This window comes from Microbacterium sp. SLBN-146 (genome assembly GCF_006715145.1).
In the GTDB taxonomy this organism is placed as follows: Bacteria; Actinomycetota; Actinomycetes; order Actinomycetales; family Microbacteriaceae; genus Microbacterium.
The window spans coordinates 304756-321777 of record NZ_VFMR01000001.1; the positions used below are offsets into that span (position 1 = coordinate 304756).

Sequence of the window (17022 nt, forward strand, 5' to 3'; positions counted from 1 at the left end):
TATCAGCCGGAGAATTCACGGCAATTGGGCGCATTGGCCGTAAACATTCCGTTAGGATTGACGATCGAGTGGAGTTCACCACCTCATTCGCCCGCTGCACGCCAGCGGCCAACCCCACGATCGGCGGTCACCATGTCCATGAGCCGAACGCACCCTGTCGCGCAGCCCATCGTCGGCGAACCCGAGGTCGTCGAGGACGGACGCGCGACGGGCGTCGAGCACACGCCGGAGTGGCTCCGCCTGAAGGATGCCGCGATCGCCCTCCAGGGGATGCAGGCGAAGGACGGCTCGATCCCCGAGCCCGGCGACCACCCCGACGCGCGCGACCACGTGCGTGCCATCGTCGAGTCGATCCGCGCGCTGACCCCGTGGTTCCCGCACGACGCCGAGTACCTCGCGGCGAGCGCCCACGACTTCGAGCGCTGGGCGGACGAGGACTTCGGCGTCCCCGACTTCTACGACTCGCTCGTCACGTTCCAGCCGCAGGAGCACCGGGTCGACGGCATCCGTCATCTCGTCGTCTTCCCGATGTACACGCAGAACGGCTCGTCGAACAGGTTCGTCGAAGCTCTCATCGTGCAGGCGATCTGGCCCGAGTTCATCGCCCGTCTCGAGGCGGGCGACTACGGCAACAAGCTCTTCGTCTCGCTCCGCCTCGTCGACTTCACCCCCGGCTACGACACGAACTCGGCGGTGCTCTTCCCCGAGACGGTCGCGATGCGCGCGATCCCCACGTTCACGTGGGGTGCGATCTTCCAGGACCGCGAGGCCGCCCGCTACCGGCGCGTCAGCCGTGCGGCATCCGAGATCACGAAGCTCGACCTTCCCGCCGATGCCGAGCGTCTTCTCGACGATCAGGAGCTTGCCGAGAAGACGTTCGTGATGTGGGACATCATCCACGACCGCACCCACATGCGCGGTGACCTTCCGTTCGATCCGTTCATGATCAAGCAGCGGATGCCGTACTTCCTGTACTCGCTCGAGGAGCTGCGCTGCGACCTCACGGCGTTCCGCGAGTGCGTCGCGATCACGGCGCGGCTGCGCGGGCGTATCGAGTCGGGCGAGACGCTCGACGAGATCGAGCAGGAGACCCTCGAGCACGCCGTTCTCGTCCAGTACGCCGTCATCTTCGACCGCATCTTCCGCTTCGCCATCACGGGGTCGCGGGTGCGCAACTACGACGGACTCGGCGGGCAGCTGCTGTTCGCGTGGCTCCACCAGCGGGGCGTCCTGCACTGGACCGATACGGCTCTCGCCTTCGACTGGGACCGCGTGCCGGCGGCCGTCGTCGAGCTCGGCGAAGCGATCGACGACCTCTACTGGCGCTCGATCGATCGTCCGAAGACGGCGCACTGGCTCGCCGCCTACGACCTCGTGCGGCAGACCGTCACGCCGAACCCCGCGTCGCGGTGGGCCCGCGGGCTTCCCGATGAGATCCTTGCGGGCGCACCCAAGGGATACACGGATGCCGTGATGGACGACGAGTTCCCCCTGTCGATGTTCTTCGAGGCGCTCGAGAAGAAGATGCGTCCTGTCATCGAGTCGACGGTCGGGATCCGCGGCGATGCCGACGCCTGAGCACGGGGTCGCGGGGAAGCTCGTGCTCGTCGCGGGGGCGACGAGCACGAGCGGCCTCGCCGCGACGCGTGCCCTCGTATCGGCGGGAGCACGCGTCGTCGCGGTCGGACGAGACGTCGACAGGCTCGCACCGCTCGTCGAGAGCGGAGCGTCCGTCGAGGTCTGCGACCTCGGCGACGAGACCGCCGTCGCGGCGCTCGGGACGCGCGTGCACGAAACCCACGGACCGGTCGACGGCGTGCTCCACCTCGTCGGCGGATGGCGCGGGGGCGGCGGGCTGGCGGGTCAGTCCGACGACGATTTCACCTTCCTTCTCGGGTCGCTGACGGCGCTTCGGCACGTGTCCCGCGCGTTCGACGCCGACCTGCGCGCATCGGACGCGGGACGCCTCGCGATCGTGTCCTCGACCGCCGTCGCGCGGCCCCTCGCCGGCGGCGCGAACTACGCCGCCGTCAAGGCCGCGAGCGAGGCCTGGGCGCGCGCGGTCGCGCAGGGCTTCGCGAAGGCGGCTCGGGATGCCGCAGCACCGCTCGCCGCGGCATCCGTCATCTTCCGCGTGAAGTCCCTCGCCGGGCTCGAAGGACGGCTCGCCGACGCGCTCGTCGGACTCTGGGACACCCCCGCCACCGACATCAACGACCAGGTCATCGAGCTCTGACGTTCAGAATTCAGTCTGCGCGCATGCGGGGAAGGCCCCGGCCGTGCAGCCCGCCGGTTCGGGGGCCGCACGCAGACTGAATTCTGAACGGCCGACCGACCAGACCGAGCTAGATTGGACCCCCGTGACGACTCTGCATGACCCGACCGTGCGCGGTTTCGCGTCGGACAACTACTCCGGCATCCACCCCGAAGTGCTCGCCGCCATCGCCGCGGCGAACGACGGGCATCAGGTCGCGTACGGCGACGACGTCTACACGCACCGCCTGCAGGAGGTCTTCCAGCAGCACTTCGGCGAGGGTGTCGAGGCCTTCCCCGTCTTCAACGGCACGGGTGCGAACGTCGTCGGGCTGCAGTCGATGCTCCCGCGCTGGGGCGCCGTCATCGCCGCGGGAACGGCGCACATCAACGTCGACGAAGGCGGAGCGCCTGAGCGCGTGGGGGGCATCAAGCTGCTCACGGTGCCGACCGACGACGGCAAGCTCACGCCCGAGCTCATCGACCGGGAGGCGTGGGGCTGGGGCGACGAGCACCGCGCCCAGCCGCTCGTCGTGTCGGTCACGCAGTCGACCGAGCTCGGCACCCTCTACACGCCGGACGAGCTCCGCGCGATCGCCGACCACGCCCACGGCCTCGGGATGCGAGTGCACCTCGACGGCGCGCGCATCTCGAACGCCGCAGCCGCCCTCGACCTGCCCTTCCGCGCTTTCACGCGCGATGTGGGCGTCGACGTCCTGAGCTTCGGCGGGACCAAGAACGGGGCGATGCTCGGTGAGGCGATCGTCGTGTTGAATCCGGATGCCGCGACGGGCCTCACGTACCTCCGCAAGCTCGACATGCAGCTGTCGTCGAAGATGCGCTTCGTGTCGGCCCAGCTCATCGCGCTCCTCGAGTCGGACCTGTGGCTGCGCAATGCGTCGCACTCCAACGCGATGGCGCAGCGTTTGCGCGCCGGGGTCGAGGCGGGCATCGCCGACGGCTCCATCTCGGGCGTCGCGTTCACACAGCCGACACAGGCGAACGGCGTCTTCGCGACGCTGCCGGACGGTGTCGCGGATCGGCTGCGGGAGTCGTTCCGCTTCTACGACTGGGATGCCGCGAAGAACGAGGTGCGCTGGATGTGCTCGTTCGACACGAGCGAGACCGACGTCGACGCCTTCATCGCGGCCCTCGCGCGCGAAACGTCCTAGGCGGCGCCCTCGTCGTCCTCATCCTCGGACGAAGAGACGGTCTCCGGAGAGTAGTCGGCGAGGGGCTCGGGACGGATGAGCTCCCGCACCTCGGCCATGAAGCTCGTGAGCTGCTGCTGCTGCCACCGCAGCTGGCGGGTGCGGTCCTCCGCATCGCGCAGCACGGCCTGCGAGTGGGTCACGACGGTGTCGATGATGCTCTGCGCCTTGTCCTTCGCGCGGTCGAGGCGCTCGCGGGCGCGCAGCTGTGCATCCGCTTCGATCTGATGGGCCTGCGCGCGCATGAGGCGCTCGAAGTCCTCCGCCTTCGCCGACACCCGCTTGGCGTGCTCGAGCGAGTGGGCGACCTGGTCGTTGGCATCCTGCGTGATGCGATCGGCGTGCGCGACGGCTTGGTTGTGGAGGGCGAGGAACTCCTGCCGCGCGTCGTCCTGCCTCCGCGTCAACGACTCTTCGAACTCGATCGCACGCAGCCGCAGCTCGCGCACCGCCTCTTCGGCTTCGGCGCGCAACTGCGACGTCTCGCGAGCGACGAGCGACCGCAGTGCTGCCGCACCCTTCTCGGCCTCCGAACGGATCGCGGCCGCCTCCTGCTCGGCCTGGGCGATCTTCTCCTCGGCGTGTGCGAGCTCGCGTTCGAGGCGGGCCGCGTGCGCCGTCAGTTCCGTGTCGATCCGCAGCCGGATCTGCTGCGCATCGTGCTGGGCCTGCGACAGGATCGCCTCGGCGTCGGCCTGCGTCTCACGGCGCCGCGCGAGGATCTCCTCGGATGCCGCGGCGAGCAGCCGTTCGCCCTGGACGCTCGCGTTCCGCAGCAGCACGCTCGCCTGCTCCTCCGCGACGCGGAGCACTTCGTCGAAGCGGTGTCGCCCGGGGGTCTCGTCCGTCGCCGTCGCGAGTTCTTCCGCGAGCGCGTCGAGGCGGTTGTCGGCGTCGACGAGTCGCGCCTGCGTCGCCGAGAGCTCGGCCTCCAGTCGGGCGATCTGCTCCGCGGCATCCGTCGCCATGACGGCGGACTGGACCCGCTTCTCGAGATCGGCGGCGCGCCGTTCGGCCTCGTCGGCGCGGCGTCGGTGGGCCGCGAGCTCGGCTTCGAGCCGGTCGATCCGCTCCGCGCGCTCGGCGTTCGCGTCGTCGGCGCGATCGAGGTGCTCGTCGAGCAGCGCGATCTGCTGCGCCTGCGTGCGGAGCTTTCCCGTCAGGTGGCGGAAGGCGTTGTCGACCTCGACCCTGTCGTAGCCGCGGAAGACCAGGGCGAATGCGGTGCCGGGCGCGGCAGAGCCTGCGGTGGCCAGGAGTTCTTCGAACGGCGTCGCCGAATCGGACATGCTCGATCTGCTTTCAGGGGAGATCCCCCCACGGGTGCGCCGGCGCGCGCGCATCCGCAACGTTCCTCGGCGCGCCCCAGCGCGACGAGAACAAGGGAGGAGCGTGGTGCCGGGCGCACGGAACGTCGGGAGATGCGCTTCGGGTGACTAGAGGATACCGGCCCGACGCACCCGGGGTGAAGGGGCATCGTCCCCCGCTGCCGAGGGAGTGCCTCGGAGCGCGCGCAGAGGGGTCAGCGGAGAGCGCCGACGCTCGCCAGGGCGAGCCGGATCAGCGTGCCCCGGCCACCTTCCATCTCGGCGGCGACAGCGTCGGACGCGGCCTCTTCCGGCGTCAGCCACGTGACTTCGAGAGCGTCCTGACGCGGCTCGCACGTGCCGGTGACGGGCACGACGAACGCGAGTGAGACGGCGTGCTGCCGATCGTCGTGGAACGCCGTCACACCGGGGAGCGGAAAGTACTCGGCGACAGTGAAGGGCGTCGGCTGCGTCGGCAGGAGCGGGAAGGCCATGGGCCCGAGGTCGTTCTCGAGGTGACGGAAAAGGGCGTCGCGCACTGTCTCGCCGTAGCGGACGCGTCCGGACACGATCGTGCGCGTCATCTCGCCGACGGGGGTGGCGCGGAGCAGGATGCCGACCTGTATGACCTGTCCCATCCCGTCGACACGCACCGGGACGCCCTCGACGTAGAGCATGGGAAGCCGACGCCGAGTCTCTTCCAGCTCGACCTCGCTCAGCCACGCGGGGTTCGATGCACTGCCGCCCGGCGGACCGAACGGCTCGTCACCGGTGGGCTCGGGATCGGGCGTGCGAACAGACATGTGTCCTGTATACCTCACGCTCCCCTGGAAAGATGGGCGCATGGCTCAGTTCCCGGGACCCGAGACGCCGCCGATCGATCCGACCTTCGTCCGGTGGTCGGCGCCCCCGGACGAGCGCGCCGGCCGACCGCTCCTCGTGCTGCTGCACGGCTACGGCGCAGACGAGAACGACCTCTTCGGGCTCGCTCGATACTTGCCGCAGGAGTTCGTCTTCGCCGCCGTCCGGGCACCCCTCGACCCTCCGTTCCCCACGCCGGGACACTCCTGGTACCCGATCGAGGGACTCGACGGGCGCGACCCTCGCCGCGTCACCGAGGCGGCATCGCGGCTGTCCGAGTGGATCGACGCGTCGAGCGATCAGACGCCCGTCGGCCTCCTCGGCTTCTCCCAGGGTGCGGCCGTCGCGCTCCAGGCGATGCGCCTTCACCCCGATCGATTCGCCTTCGCCGTCGCCCTGAGCGGCTACGTCACTCCCGGCCCGCTTCCTCGGGACGCCGAGCTCGCCGAACGACGGCCCCCCGTGTTCTGGGGGCGCGGCACCCACGACGACGTCATCCCCGCGGTCCTCGTCACCCACACGACGCAGTGGCTCCCCGAGCACGTCGAACTGAGCGGGCGCGTCTACGCCGGACTGACGCACAGCGTCTCTGAGGAAGAAGTAGAGGACATCCGCATGTTCCTCGCGAAGCGCCTCGACGAGGCATCCGGATGATCCACGCCCAGCTCTCCCCGTCGGCCCTCGTCGCCAACGCGCGCGCGGCGGGCGTCGCGGGAGCGGTCGTCGACCTGCGGCGGGATGCCTGGGGTCACGGCATCCGCTTCGCCCTTCCGGTGCTGGCGGACTGCGCTGTCGGCGGCGTCATCGTCGACGAGCGCGACCACAGCGCCGCGGTCGAGGCGGGTGTCGAGATGACGGATGCCGCGGCCACGGTCGACGGACGGCACCTGTTCGGCCTCCCCGGTCCGTCCGGAGCGCCGGGAGACCCCGTCATGACGGCCCGGTCGCGCGTCCTCTCGCTCAAGACGCTGCGGCGGGGCGAGGGGGTCTCGTACGGCTACACGCACCGCGCGACGGAGGACACCCGCATCGCGCTCGTGTCGGGCGGCTACGGGCAGGGCGTCCTGCGGGCGCTCGGCAACCGGGTCTCCGTCGAGATCGCGGGCGACCTCCACCCCGTCGTCGGTCGCGTCGCGATGGACGTCTTCGTCGTCGACATCGGGGCTGCGGCCGTGGCATCCGGTGACGAGGTCGTGCTGTTCGGCGGAGACGGCGCCGCGAAGGATGCCGTGCGCTCGTGGGTCGCAGCGACGGGGCTCGATGCCGCCGAGCTCGTCTGCGCCATCGGACTGCGCGCGCACCGCGAGGTCGCGGCGTGACCGGGCCGCGCGTGCGGGTCGACCTCGCGCGGGTCCGCGACAACCTCGCGACGCTCCGCGCGCGCATCGAGCCTGCGCAGGTGATGGTGGTCGTGAAGGACGACGCGTACGGGCACGGGGTCGATGCGATCGTGCGGACCGCGGCATCCGTCGGCATCGGATGGTTCGGGTCGTTCGACGTCGCGACGGGGCGCGCCGTGCGCGCGGCCGCGCCCGACGCCCGCATCTTCGCGTGGGCGACGCCCGAGCCGGGCGACGCCTCGGCGGCCGTCGAGGCGGGCATCGAGCTGGGCGTCGGAGACGCCGGGGTACTCGAAGCGGTCGCGGCGGAGTCGGCCGGTCGCGGCATCCGGATCCACCTCAAGATCGACACGGGGCTTCACCGCAACGGCGTCCGCCCGGAGGACTGGGACGCGTTCGTCGCCCGCGCCGCCGTGCACGAGCGGGCCGGCGACGTCGTCGTGACAGGGATCTGGAGCCACCTCGCCGAAGCGAGCGACGCCGACGACGACCTCGCACGCGCCCTCTTCGAACAGGCGGTCGACGCGGCGCGCGCCGCGGGTCTCCGCCCCGACGTGCGGCACCTCGCGGCGAGCGCCGCGGGGTTCGCGCGGTCGGAGTTCCGCCACGACGTCGTGCGTTTCGGCGCGTTCGTCTACGGCGTCCGTTCGGCGGACGGCGCCGACCTCGCCGGCATCGCGCCCGCCGCGACGCTTCTCGCGCCCGTCGTGGAGGTGGGCGATACGGAGGTGCGGATCGGGATCGGATCGCTCGACGGGCTGCCGTCGACACTCGCGGGACGAGTGGACGTCGGCACGCCGGCCGGCGCAGGTCGCCTGCGGGCCATCGACCTCACGACGAGCACCGTCGAGGGATGGACGGGAGCCGCCATCGGCGACGACGTCGTGGTGTTCGGCGCCGGCTCGCGGGGCGAATCCAGCGCGACGACGCTCGGCGAGGCGATCGACACGGTCGGAGAAGAGATCCTCGTGCGGCTCTCGCCCCTCATTCCCCGCGAGCACTCGGGGTAGACCCTCGCACGGCAGTCGGGGTATCGTTTCCGACGGCCTTGTCCCGAGTGTGAGGAAGTCCGTTGGAGATCATCGACGCGACCGCGCAGTAATCGCGCCGTTCCTCGTCGATCCCCTCGACGTCGGCGGCACCGATTCCGCGCTGACCGTCGATCTCCCGCACCACTCCCCTCGATGGCGGACGCCTGCGGTCCTTCGTGTCAGCGCACCGACACGAAGGAGGCCCCATGCCTGCACCCACGTTCACCCCATCCATCGTCCTGGACCACGTCACGTTCGCCTGGCCGGACGGATCCCCCGCCCTCGCAGAGCTGTCGGGCGCGTTCGGCACGGGCCGCACGGGCCTCGTCGGCCGCAACGGCTCCGGCAAGTCGACGCTCCTGCGCCTCATCGCGGGAGAGCTCGCGCCGTCGTCGGGGCACGTCGTCGCGAGCGACGTCGCGTACCTTCCGCAGCGGCTGACGCTTGCGACGAAGCGCCCCGTCGCCGACCTGCTCGGCGTCGGCGACGCTCTCCGCGCGCTCCGCGCGATCGAGTCCGGCGATCCCGACCCCCGCCACTTCGACGCCGTCGGCGACGATTGGGACGTCGAGGCGCGCGCCCACGTGGCCCTCGCCGACGCCGGCCTCGACCCCGCAATGCTCGATCGGACCGTCGGGGAGCTCTCGGGCGGCGAAGCCGTCCTGACCGCCATCGCAGGGATACGGCTCGGCGCGGCATCCGTCACGCTCCTCGACGAGCCGACGAACAACCTCGACCGCGATGCGAGAGCGCGTCTCCACGACATGGTGCGTGCGTGGCGAGGGGCGCTCGTCGTCGTGAGCCACGACACGGCGCTCCTCGAGCTCATGGATGACACCGCCGAGCTGTACGACGGCGGCCTGTCGGTGTTCGGCGGCCCCTACTCGCAGTGGCGGGCATGGCTCGAGACGGAACAGGATGCCGCGCGTGACGCCGAGCGCGCGGCATCCCAGCTCGTCAAGCGTGAGAAGCGGGAGCGGATCGAGGCCGAGACGAAGCTCGCCCGCCGCGCCGCGATGGGCCGCAAGGCGCAGCTCGAGAAGCGCGTTCCGCCCATCGTGGCGGGCGGACTCGCGCGGGCGGCGCAGGTGTCGGCGGGCAAGATGCGCGGCGAGAAGGCGGATCGCGAGGCGGCGGCCCGCGCCGCGTGGGATGCCGCAGGGCGCCGCGTGCGCGATGACGACGCCGTCCGGATCGACCTGCCCGACCCCGGCGTGCCCGCCGGCAGGCGTATCGCGACGCTCGGCGACGGCGAGCGCGCGTGGATCGTGCAGGGACCCGAACGCGTCGCCCTCGTCGGACCCAACGGCGCGGGGAAGACGACGCTGGTCGAGAGGCTCGTGGCATCCGCCGTCGGGGACGACGCCGACGGGCGTCCCAGCACGGCGCTGGCAGCGACGGCGCATACCGACCGCGTCGGCTACCTGCCGCAGCGGATCGACGGGCTCGACGACGCGGCATCCGTGCTGCGGAACGTCGAGGCGGTCGCACCGCACATCGGAGCCGTGGAGCTGCGGAACCGGCTGGCCCGGTTCCTGATCCGCGGAGACGCCACCGCCCGGCCTGTCGCGACGCTGTCGGGCGGGGAGCGCTTCCGGGTCGCTCTCGCACGCCTGCTGCTGGCCGAACCCCCGCCTCAGCTGCTCGTGCTCGATGAGCCGACCAACAACCTCGACCTCGACACGGTCGATCAGCTCGTCGACGCCCTCACGGCCTATCGGGGCGCAGTTCTCGTCGTCTCGCACGACGACGACTTCCTCCGCCGGATCGGCGTCGACCTGACGCTCGAGCTGCGTGACGGAATGCTGGTGGAGGCCGGTCCATAATTCAGTCTGGCCGGCCATGGGACGCAGGGGCCGGCCCGGATTTCCGGGCCGGCCCCTGCGCCTCGCGCGCTCCAGACTGAATTGTGGACCGCCTCCCCGCCCGCATGTCGGTGGCACGGACGAAGATGGAGGGATGAGCGACGTGCTCGAGCGGTTCGGTCCTGCGACGCAGGACTGGTTCCGCGGCGCCTTCTCGGCCCCGACCGACGCCCAGGCAGGGGCGTGGAAGGCCATTTCGGAGGGCAAGAACGCGCTCGTCGTCGCACCGACGGGGTCGGGCAAGACCCTGTCGGCCTTCCTCTGGGCGATCGACCGCGTGTTCCGCGAACCCTTCACTCCGGTAGCGCCATCCGAGCCCGGCGGGCGTCGGAAGAAGCAGCCGGGGCCTACGGAGAAGGCCCGGCGCACGCGCATCCTCTATATCTCGCCCCTCAAGGCCCTCGGTGTCGATGTCGAACGCAACCTGCGCTCGCCACTCGTGGGCATCGGGCAGTCCGCCCGCCGACTCGGGCTCGACGTGCCGAGCGTGACGGTCGGCGTCCGATCGGGAGACACGACGTCGTCCGACCGGCGCAAGCTCGTGAGCGATCCGCCCGACATCCTCATCACGACGCCCGAGTCCCTCTATCTGATGCTCACGAGCCAGGCGCGGGAGACGCTGCGCGACGTGCACACGGTCATCGTCGACGAAGTCCACGCCGTCGCCGCAACGAAGCGAGGCGCCCACCTCGCGGTCACGCTCGAGCGACTCGACGACCTGCGACGCGAGGACGGACCGGACGCCAAACCCGCGCAGCGGATCGGCCTGTCCGCGACGGTCCGGCCGATCGACGAGGTCGCGCGCTTCCTCGGCGGATCGGCCCCCGTCGAGATCGTCGCGCCGCGCGCCACGAAAGCCTTCGACATGACGGTCGTCGTGCCCGTCGAGGACATGCTCAATCCGCCCCCGCCGCCCGGAACCCCCGACGAGCCGGCCGACGCGACCGACGAGGACTGGTTCGACGGTGACGGCGCGTCCTCGGGTTCTCTCGGCGAGACGGAGATGACCGGATCCGTCTGGCCGCACGTCGAAGAGGCCATCGTCGACCGGATCCTCCAGCATCGTTCGACGATCGTGTTCGTCAACTCACGACGCCTCGGCGAGCGGTTGACGGGACGCCTCAACGAGATCTACTCCGAACGTCTCGGGCTCGCTCTCCCCGACGAGACGGTGCCGGCAGCCATGATGGCGCAAGCCGGCGCGACGGCGGGAGCAGAACCCGTCCTCGCGAAGGCGCACCACGGTTCGGTGTCCAAGGAACAGCGGGCGCAGGTCGAGGAGGAGCTCAAGTCGGGCGTGCTCCGATGCGTCGTGGCGACCTCGAGCCTCGAACTCGGGATCGACATGGGCGCCGTGGATCTCGTCATCCAGGTCGAGGCGCCGCCCAGCGCGGCATCCGGACTTCAGCGCATCGGACGCGCAGGGCACCAGGTCGGCGAAGTGAGCCGCGCGGCACTGTTCCCCAAGCACCGCGCCGACGTCCTCCACACCGCGATCGTGACCGAGCGGATGCTCGCGGGCCAGATCGAGTCGATCTCGGTGCCGCAGAATCCGCTCGACATCCTCGCGCAGCAGACTGTCGCGGCATCCGCTCTCGAACCGCTCGATGTCGAGGGCTGGTACGAGACGCTCAAGCGCTCTGCTCCTTTCCGCTCGCTCCCCCGCTCGGCGTACGAGGCGACGCTCGACCTGCTCGCAGGCCGCTTCCCCTCCGACGAGTTCGCCGAACTCCGCCCACGCCTCGTGTGGGACAGAGATCACGGCACGCTCACGGGGCGGCCGGGTTCGCAGCGCATCGCGGTCACGAGCGGCGGCACGATCCCTGACCGGGGCCTCTTCGGCGTCTTCATCGCGGGCGAATCGCAGAACGCGCGCGTCGGCGAGCTCGATGAGGAGATGGTCTACGAGTCTCGTGTCAACGACGTCTTCACGCTCGGCACGACGAGTTGGCGGATCGTCGAGATCACGCACGACAGGGTCAATGTCGTCCCCGCGTTCGGGCAGCCCGGCAAAGTGCCGTTCTGGCACGGCGACGGGATCGGTCGTCCCGCCGAACTCGGCGAGGCCCTCGGCAAGTTCTCCCGCGAGCTGCAGGCCGCGCAACCCGATGCCGCACAGGCGCGTCTGCAGGATGCCGGCCTCGATGCCCTCGCGCAGGGCAATCTCCTGTCCTATCTGGCTGAGCAGCGCGAAGCGACCGGAACGCTTCCCACCGACAAGCAGTTGACGGTCGAGCGCGGTCGCGACGAGGTCGGCGACTGGCGCGTCATCCTGCATTCCCCGTACGGCATGAAGGTGCACGCGCCGTGGGCGCTGGCCGTCAATGCCCGCATTCGCGAGCGCCTCGGGGTCGAGGGGTCGGCGGTCGCGAGCGACGACGGCATCATCGCGCGCGTTCCGGATGCCACGGCAGAGCCCCCCGGCGCGGAGCTCTTCGTCTTCGATCCCGACGAGCTTGAGGAGCTCGTGACCGTCGAGGTCGGGGGTTCGGCCCTCTTCGCGTCGCGGTTCCGCGAGTGCGCCGCCCGCGCGCTCCTCATGCCGCGCCGCAATCCCGGCCGCCGCACCCCCCTGTGGCAGCAGCGTCAGCGGTCGGCCCAGTTGCTGGAAGTCGCCCGCCGGTATCCGACGTTCCCGATCATCCTCGAGACCCTCCGCGAAGTCCTGCAGGACGTCTACGACGTTCCCGCCCTGCTCCGCATCGCGCGGTCCATCGGCGATCGGCGCATCCGCCTCATCGAGACCGAGCCGTCGCAACCGTCGCCCTTCGCCCGCGACCTCCTGTTCGGCTACGTCGGCGCGTTCATGTACGAGGGCGACTCGCCGCTCGCCGAGCGTCGCGCGGCCGCACTGTCGGTCGATCCCGCGCTGCTGGGCGAACTGCTCGGCAAGGTCGAGCTGCGCGAACTGCTCGACCCCGCCGTCATCACCCAGTACGAGCAGGAACTGCAGCGGCTCGACCCCGAGCGGCGGGCGCGGGGGCTCGAAGGCGTCGCCGACCTCCTGCGGCTGCTCGGTCCCCTCGATGCCGCCGAGGTCGCCGAGCGCCTGCATCCCGACGACACGATGAGTCCGCTAGAGGCCGCCGCCGCGCATCTCGATGCGCTCGTCACGGCCCGGCGTGCGATCGTCGTCACGATCGCGGGAGTGGCGCGTCACGCCGCGATCGAAGACGCCGGACGGTTGCGTGACGCGCTCGGGGTGGCTCTCCCCGTCGGCGTCCCGACGGCTTTCGTCGAGCCCGTCGCCGATCCCCTCGGCGACCTGGTCGCCCGCTACGCCCGCACGCACGGCCCGTTCGTCGCGGATGCCGTCGCAGACCGTCTCGGGATCGGGGTCGCCGTCGCGCGGCATACGCTGCAGCGCCTCGAGTCCCGGGGCCGCATCACGAGCGGGTTCTTCCTCCCCGAGGGCCGCACGGGCGGCGACGACACGGAGTGGTGCGACTCCGAGGTCCTCCGGCGCCTGAGGCTCCGATCGCTCGCGGCGATCCGAGGCAGCGTCGAGCCCGTCCCGCCCGCCGCCTACGCGCGATTCCTCCCGGTGTGGCAGCACGTCACGCGCCCGCTCGAGGGGATCGACGGCGTCGCGGCGGTCGTCGAGCAGCTCGCAGGCGTTCCCATCCCGGCGAGCGCGTGGGAGTCGCTCATCCTCCCGGCACGCGTCTCCGACTACACCCCCGCGCTTCTCGACGAACTCACGGCGAGCGGCGAAGTCGTCTGGTCGGGCCACGGAGCACTCCCCGGACGCGATGGATGGATCGCACTCCACCCCGCGGATGCCGCGCCGCTGACGCTCGCGCCGACCGAACTCGAGATCGCACCAGGCTCGCTCGAGCATCAGCTCATCGAGGCGCTCTCCGCCGGAGGCGCCTACTTCGCCTCACAGCTCGCTGCGCTGACGGGGGCGGCGAACGAGCAGTCCGTCGTCGAGGCGCTCTGGAGCCTCACGTGGGGTGGCGCCGTCACCAACGACACGTTCGCTCCCATCCGCACACTCGTCGGTGGCGGGTCGCAGACGCACCGGATCGCGCGGCGCGCTCCGCGTGCGCGCCTGTACCGCGGCGCGTCGGTGCGGCCCGCCGCGGCATCCGTTCCGGCACGACCCCCCGCTCTCGGGGGCCGCTGGTCGACCCTCCCCACGCGTGAAGACGATGCGACGCTCCGCGCGACCGCCAGTGCGAGCCTCCTGCTCGACCGCTACGGCGTCGTGACCCGCGGGGCCGTCCAATCCGAGGGCGTCCCGGGAGGCTTCGCGCAGGTCTACCGCATCCTCGCGGGGTTCGAAGAGGCGGGGCACTGCCGCCGCGGCTACGTCATCGAGAAGCTCGGTGCCGCCCAGTTCGCGGCATCCACGACCGTCGACCGCCTGCGCGAGTACGCGGGCCTCTCCGACCCGCCGCCGCGGCGCGCGGTGACCCTCGCCGCGACCGACCCCGCCAACCCCTACGGCGCAGCGCTCGGCTGGCCCGCGCTCGAGGGGGTGTCCCACCGGCCGGGGCGCAAGGCAGGGGCGCTCGTCGTGCTCGTCGACGGTCACCTCGCGCTCTACCTCGAGCGCGGCGGCAAGTCTGCACTGGCGTTCACGGGCGATGACGAGGTGCTCGCCGCCGCCGCGCGCGACCTCGTCGCGACAGCCCGCGCGCGTCGACTCGACACGCTCACGATCGAGCAGGTCAATGGCGCTCTCGTCTTCGGCGCGGCGCTCGGTCGACTGTTGCGGGATGCCGGCTTCGTCGAGTCCCCGCGCGGACTCACGCTGCGTCGTCTGACGGCGGGCGACGCCGCGCGCGGGGCGTCCCGTGCCTGAGGGCGACACCGTCTTCCGCGCGGCACGGCGACTCGACGACGTCCTCGCGGGAGCGGTCCTCGAGCGTTTCGATCTGCGCGTGCCGCAAGCGGCCACGATCGATCTCTCCGGGATGACGGTCGAGCATGTGGTCCCGCGGGGCAAGCACCTGCTGCATCGCATCGGCGACTGGACGCTGCACTCCCACCTGAAGATGGAGGGTGAGTGGCACGTGTACCGCCGGGGCGAGCGGTGGCGCGCGCCGGCGTTCAAGGCGCGCGCCGTCCTGTCGACGCGAACGCACGACACGGTGGGGTTCGATCTCGCGGACATCTCGGTCGTCCCGCGCTCGCACGAGCATGAACTCGTGGGTTATCTCGGGCCTGATCCGCTTCGCGAGGACTGGGACCCCGCCGAAGCGGCGCGCCGCGTGCAGGCCGATGAGCGGCCCGTGCACGTGGCGATCCTCGACCAGCGGAACGTCGCGGGTTTCGGAAACGTGTACGCCAACGAGATGCTGTTCGTTCGCGGCATCGCACCCACCGCCCCGGCATCCGAGATCGATGCTCCGTCGCTGATCGACGTCGGAGCCCGCATGATCCGAGCGAACCGCGACCGCTCGAGCCGCACCTTCACGGGCGAGAACCGCCCCGGCCGGCGCTTCTGGGTCTACGGACGCGAGAACGCTCCGTGCCGGCGGTGCGGCACGCCGATCCGCGCCGGCTCTCTCGGTGCCGACGCCACACGGGAGCGCAACGTCTTCTGGTGCCCCGTCTGCCAGCCCACCCCCGCCTGACACCCCCTCCTCCCCCCTCTCGCGTCGAGATCCCGGTTACTCGCCGAGGCACCCCGTCGTTGCGCGCACATAACGGGGTGCCTCGGCGACAACCCGGAGTGTCGACACAGGAGGCGGCGGCAGGAGGCGGCGGCGGGGGGCGGGGGCGGGGGGCGGGGGTAGAGGGGGCGGGTGGAAACGGGAGGAAACGCGGGTGTAACGCTGGGCCGGACGATCTGTCGGGGGCGGTCCTCGTGCCTCGCGGATCGTCCGGTTCGGGACACGCGCCATTGCGTGGGACCCCTGCGCTGTATTGAATACCTCCAATATTCGACCGCCTGCCCGACGGGGAGCGGCCGCGAACAGGAGGCCACCCGAGTGACAACGGCAACCGATACCCGCAGCGCCCTCCAGGTCGAGCTCGAGAGCCGCGGATCCGTCGTGCTCGAGGGCATCACGAAACGCTACGGCGACCAGATCGCCGTCGACGAACTCTCGCTCGAAGTCCAGCCGGGCGAGTTCATCTCGTTCCTCGGCCCCTCGGGCTGCGGCAAGACGACGACACTGCGAATGATCGCCGGTTTCGAGCATCCGGATGCCGGTGACATCCGCATCTCCGGACACTCTGTGCTGTCCTCGCCGTCGTACCGTCGCGACGTCAACACGGTCTTCCAGGCCTACGCGTTGTTCCCCCACTTGTCGGTCGCGGAGAACGTCGCGTACGGCCTGCAACAGAAGCGCACGCCGAAGTCCGAGGTCCGCGAACGGGTGTCGCAGTCCCTCGATCTCGTCCAGATGCGGCGGTTCGCCGACCGCAAGCCGACGCAGCTCTCAGGCGGACAGCAGCAGCGCGTCGCGCTCGCCCGGGCGCTCGTGAATCGGCCCGCCGTCCTCCTCCTCGACGAACCCCTCGGCGCCCTCGATCGGCAGCTCCGTGAAGAGATGCAGCTCGAACTCAAGCTCCTGCAGTCGCGCCTGGGCATCACGTTCGTCTTCGTGACGCACGACCAGGGCGAGGCACTGTCGATGAGCGACCGCATCGCGATCATGCGCGCGGGTCGCATCGAGCAGCTCGCGGATGCCGACACGGTCTACGCCCGCCCCGCGTCGGCGTACGTCGCGGCGTTCGTCGGGCAGCAGAACTTCTTCGTCGGCTCCGTCGCCGAAGGGGGTGCAGCGGTCTCGACTCCGCACGGGATCCTCCGCTCCGCCGACGCCCGTCTGAGCGGAACCGCGAACGGCGAGGCGGCCGTGCGGCCGGAGAACATCCGCATCTCGGCGACGACCGACGTCGGCGCGGCGCCCGCGGCGGCGAACAGCGTCCACGGGCACCTCATCGGCGTCTCGCACCTCGGCGACACGATGCAGTACCTCGTGCGTCTCGGCGACGAGCAGAGCCTCATCGTCCGCCGTCCGACCCCGGAGGCGCCCAAGCTCTCCGTCGGAGACGCCGTCCTCTGCGACTGGCGGTCCGATCACGTACTGCTCTTCCCGCGCGACGACGCCGCGGAAGAAGGCGGCTACATCCCGCCCCCGACCGCCTGAGCCGTCCATCCCGCACGACACGACACGACACCAGCCGCACAGCAC

12 protein-coding genes are annotated in these 17022 nt (G+C 71.0%); 10 read left to right on the forward strand and 2 right to left on the reverse strand.

Annotated elements, in window-relative coordinates:
* Positions 1–138: 138 nt before the first annotated feature.
* From FBY39_RS01185 to FBY39_RS01195, 3 genes are all read left to right on the forward strand, one after another.
* A complete protein-coding gene (locus tag FBY39_RS01185) occupies positions 139–1578 on the forward strand; it encodes a DUF6421 family protein (RefSeq protein WP_396652235.1) in 1440 nt (479 codons plus the stop codon).
* Complete coding sequence (locus FBY39_RS01190; RefSeq protein WP_141929855.1) at positions 1565–2236, forward strand: SDR family oxidoreductase; 672 nt, start codon at positions 1565–1567, stop codon at positions 2234–2236. The genes FBY39_RS01185 and FBY39_RS01190 overlap by 14 nt, the downstream gene beginning before the upstream one ends.
* A 124-nt stretch (positions 2237–2360) precedes the next feature.
* The gene (locus tag FBY39_RS01195) at positions 2361–3425 is read left to right on the forward strand and encodes a low specificity L-threonine aldolase (protein WP_141929856.1); all 1065 of its coding nucleotides are present in this window, start codon (positions 2361–2363) and stop codon (positions 3423–3425) included.
* On the opposite strand, the gene FBY39_RS01200 is transcribed toward FBY39_RS01195, so the two are convergent.
* Positions 3422–4753, reverse strand: a complete 1332-nt coding sequence (locus tag FBY39_RS01200; RefSeq protein ID WP_141929857.1) for a cell division initiation protein — start codon at positions 4751–4753, stop codon at positions 3422–3424. The genes FBY39_RS01195 and FBY39_RS01200 overlap by 4 nt on opposite strands.
* Before the next feature lie 233 nt (positions 4754–4986).
* Entirely contained in the window at positions 4987–5574 is a 588-nt protein-coding gene (locus FBY39_RS01205; RefSeq protein ID WP_141929858.1) for an NUDIX hydrolase family protein, read from the reverse strand.
* A 40-nt stretch (positions 5575–5614) separates the two neighbouring features.
* On the opposite strand from FBY39_RS01205, the gene FBY39_RS01210 reads away from it, so the two are divergent.
* The 7 genes from FBY39_RS01210 to FBY39_RS01240 all read left to right on the forward strand — a co-directional run bounded on the left by FBY39_RS01210 (position 5615) and on the right by FBY39_RS01240 (position 16977).
* A complete protein-coding gene (locus FBY39_RS01210; RefSeq protein WP_141929859.1) occupies positions 5615–6286 on the forward strand; it encodes an alpha/beta hydrolase in 672 nt (223 codons plus the stop codon).
* Positions 6283–6951, forward strand: a complete 669-nt coding sequence (locus FBY39_RS01215; protein ID WP_141929860.1) for an alanine racemase C-terminal domain-containing protein — start codon at positions 6283–6285, stop codon at positions 6949–6951. The genes FBY39_RS01210 and FBY39_RS01215 overlap by 4 nt, the downstream gene beginning before the upstream one ends.
* Positions 6948–7982 carry an alanine racemase gene (locus FBY39_RS01220; protein ID WP_141929861.1) on the forward strand — a complete coding sequence of 345 codons (1035 nt, stop codon included), beginning with the start codon at positions 6948–6950 and terminating at the stop codon, positions 7980–7982. The genes FBY39_RS01215 and FBY39_RS01220 overlap by 4 nt, the downstream gene beginning before the upstream one ends.
* A 227-nt stretch (positions 7983–8209) precedes the next feature.
* Positions 8210–9829, forward strand: a complete 1620-nt coding sequence (locus tag FBY39_RS01225) for an ABC-F family ATP-binding cassette domain-containing protein (protein ID WP_141929862.1) — start codon at positions 8210–8212, stop codon at positions 9827–9829.
* Between the two features lie 133 nt (positions 9830–9962).
* Positions 9963–14678: an ATP-dependent helicase gene (locus FBY39_RS01230; RefSeq protein WP_141929863.1), complete on the forward strand. Its 4716-nt coding sequence runs from the start codon at positions 9963–9965 to the stop codon at positions 14676–14678.
* The gene (locus tag FBY39_RS01235; protein WP_141929864.1) at positions 14671–15453 is read left to right on the forward strand and encodes a DNA-formamidopyrimidine glycosylase family protein; all 783 of its coding nucleotides are present in this window, start codon (positions 14671–14673) and stop codon (positions 15451–15453) included. The genes FBY39_RS01230 and FBY39_RS01235 overlap by 8 nt, the downstream gene beginning before the upstream one ends.
* Positions 15454–15810: 357 nt before the next feature.
* Entirely contained in the window at positions 15811–16977 is a 1167-nt protein-coding gene (locus FBY39_RS01240; RefSeq protein WP_141929865.1) for an ABC transporter ATP-binding protein, read from the forward strand.
* Positions 16978–17022: the final 45 nt, after the last annotated feature.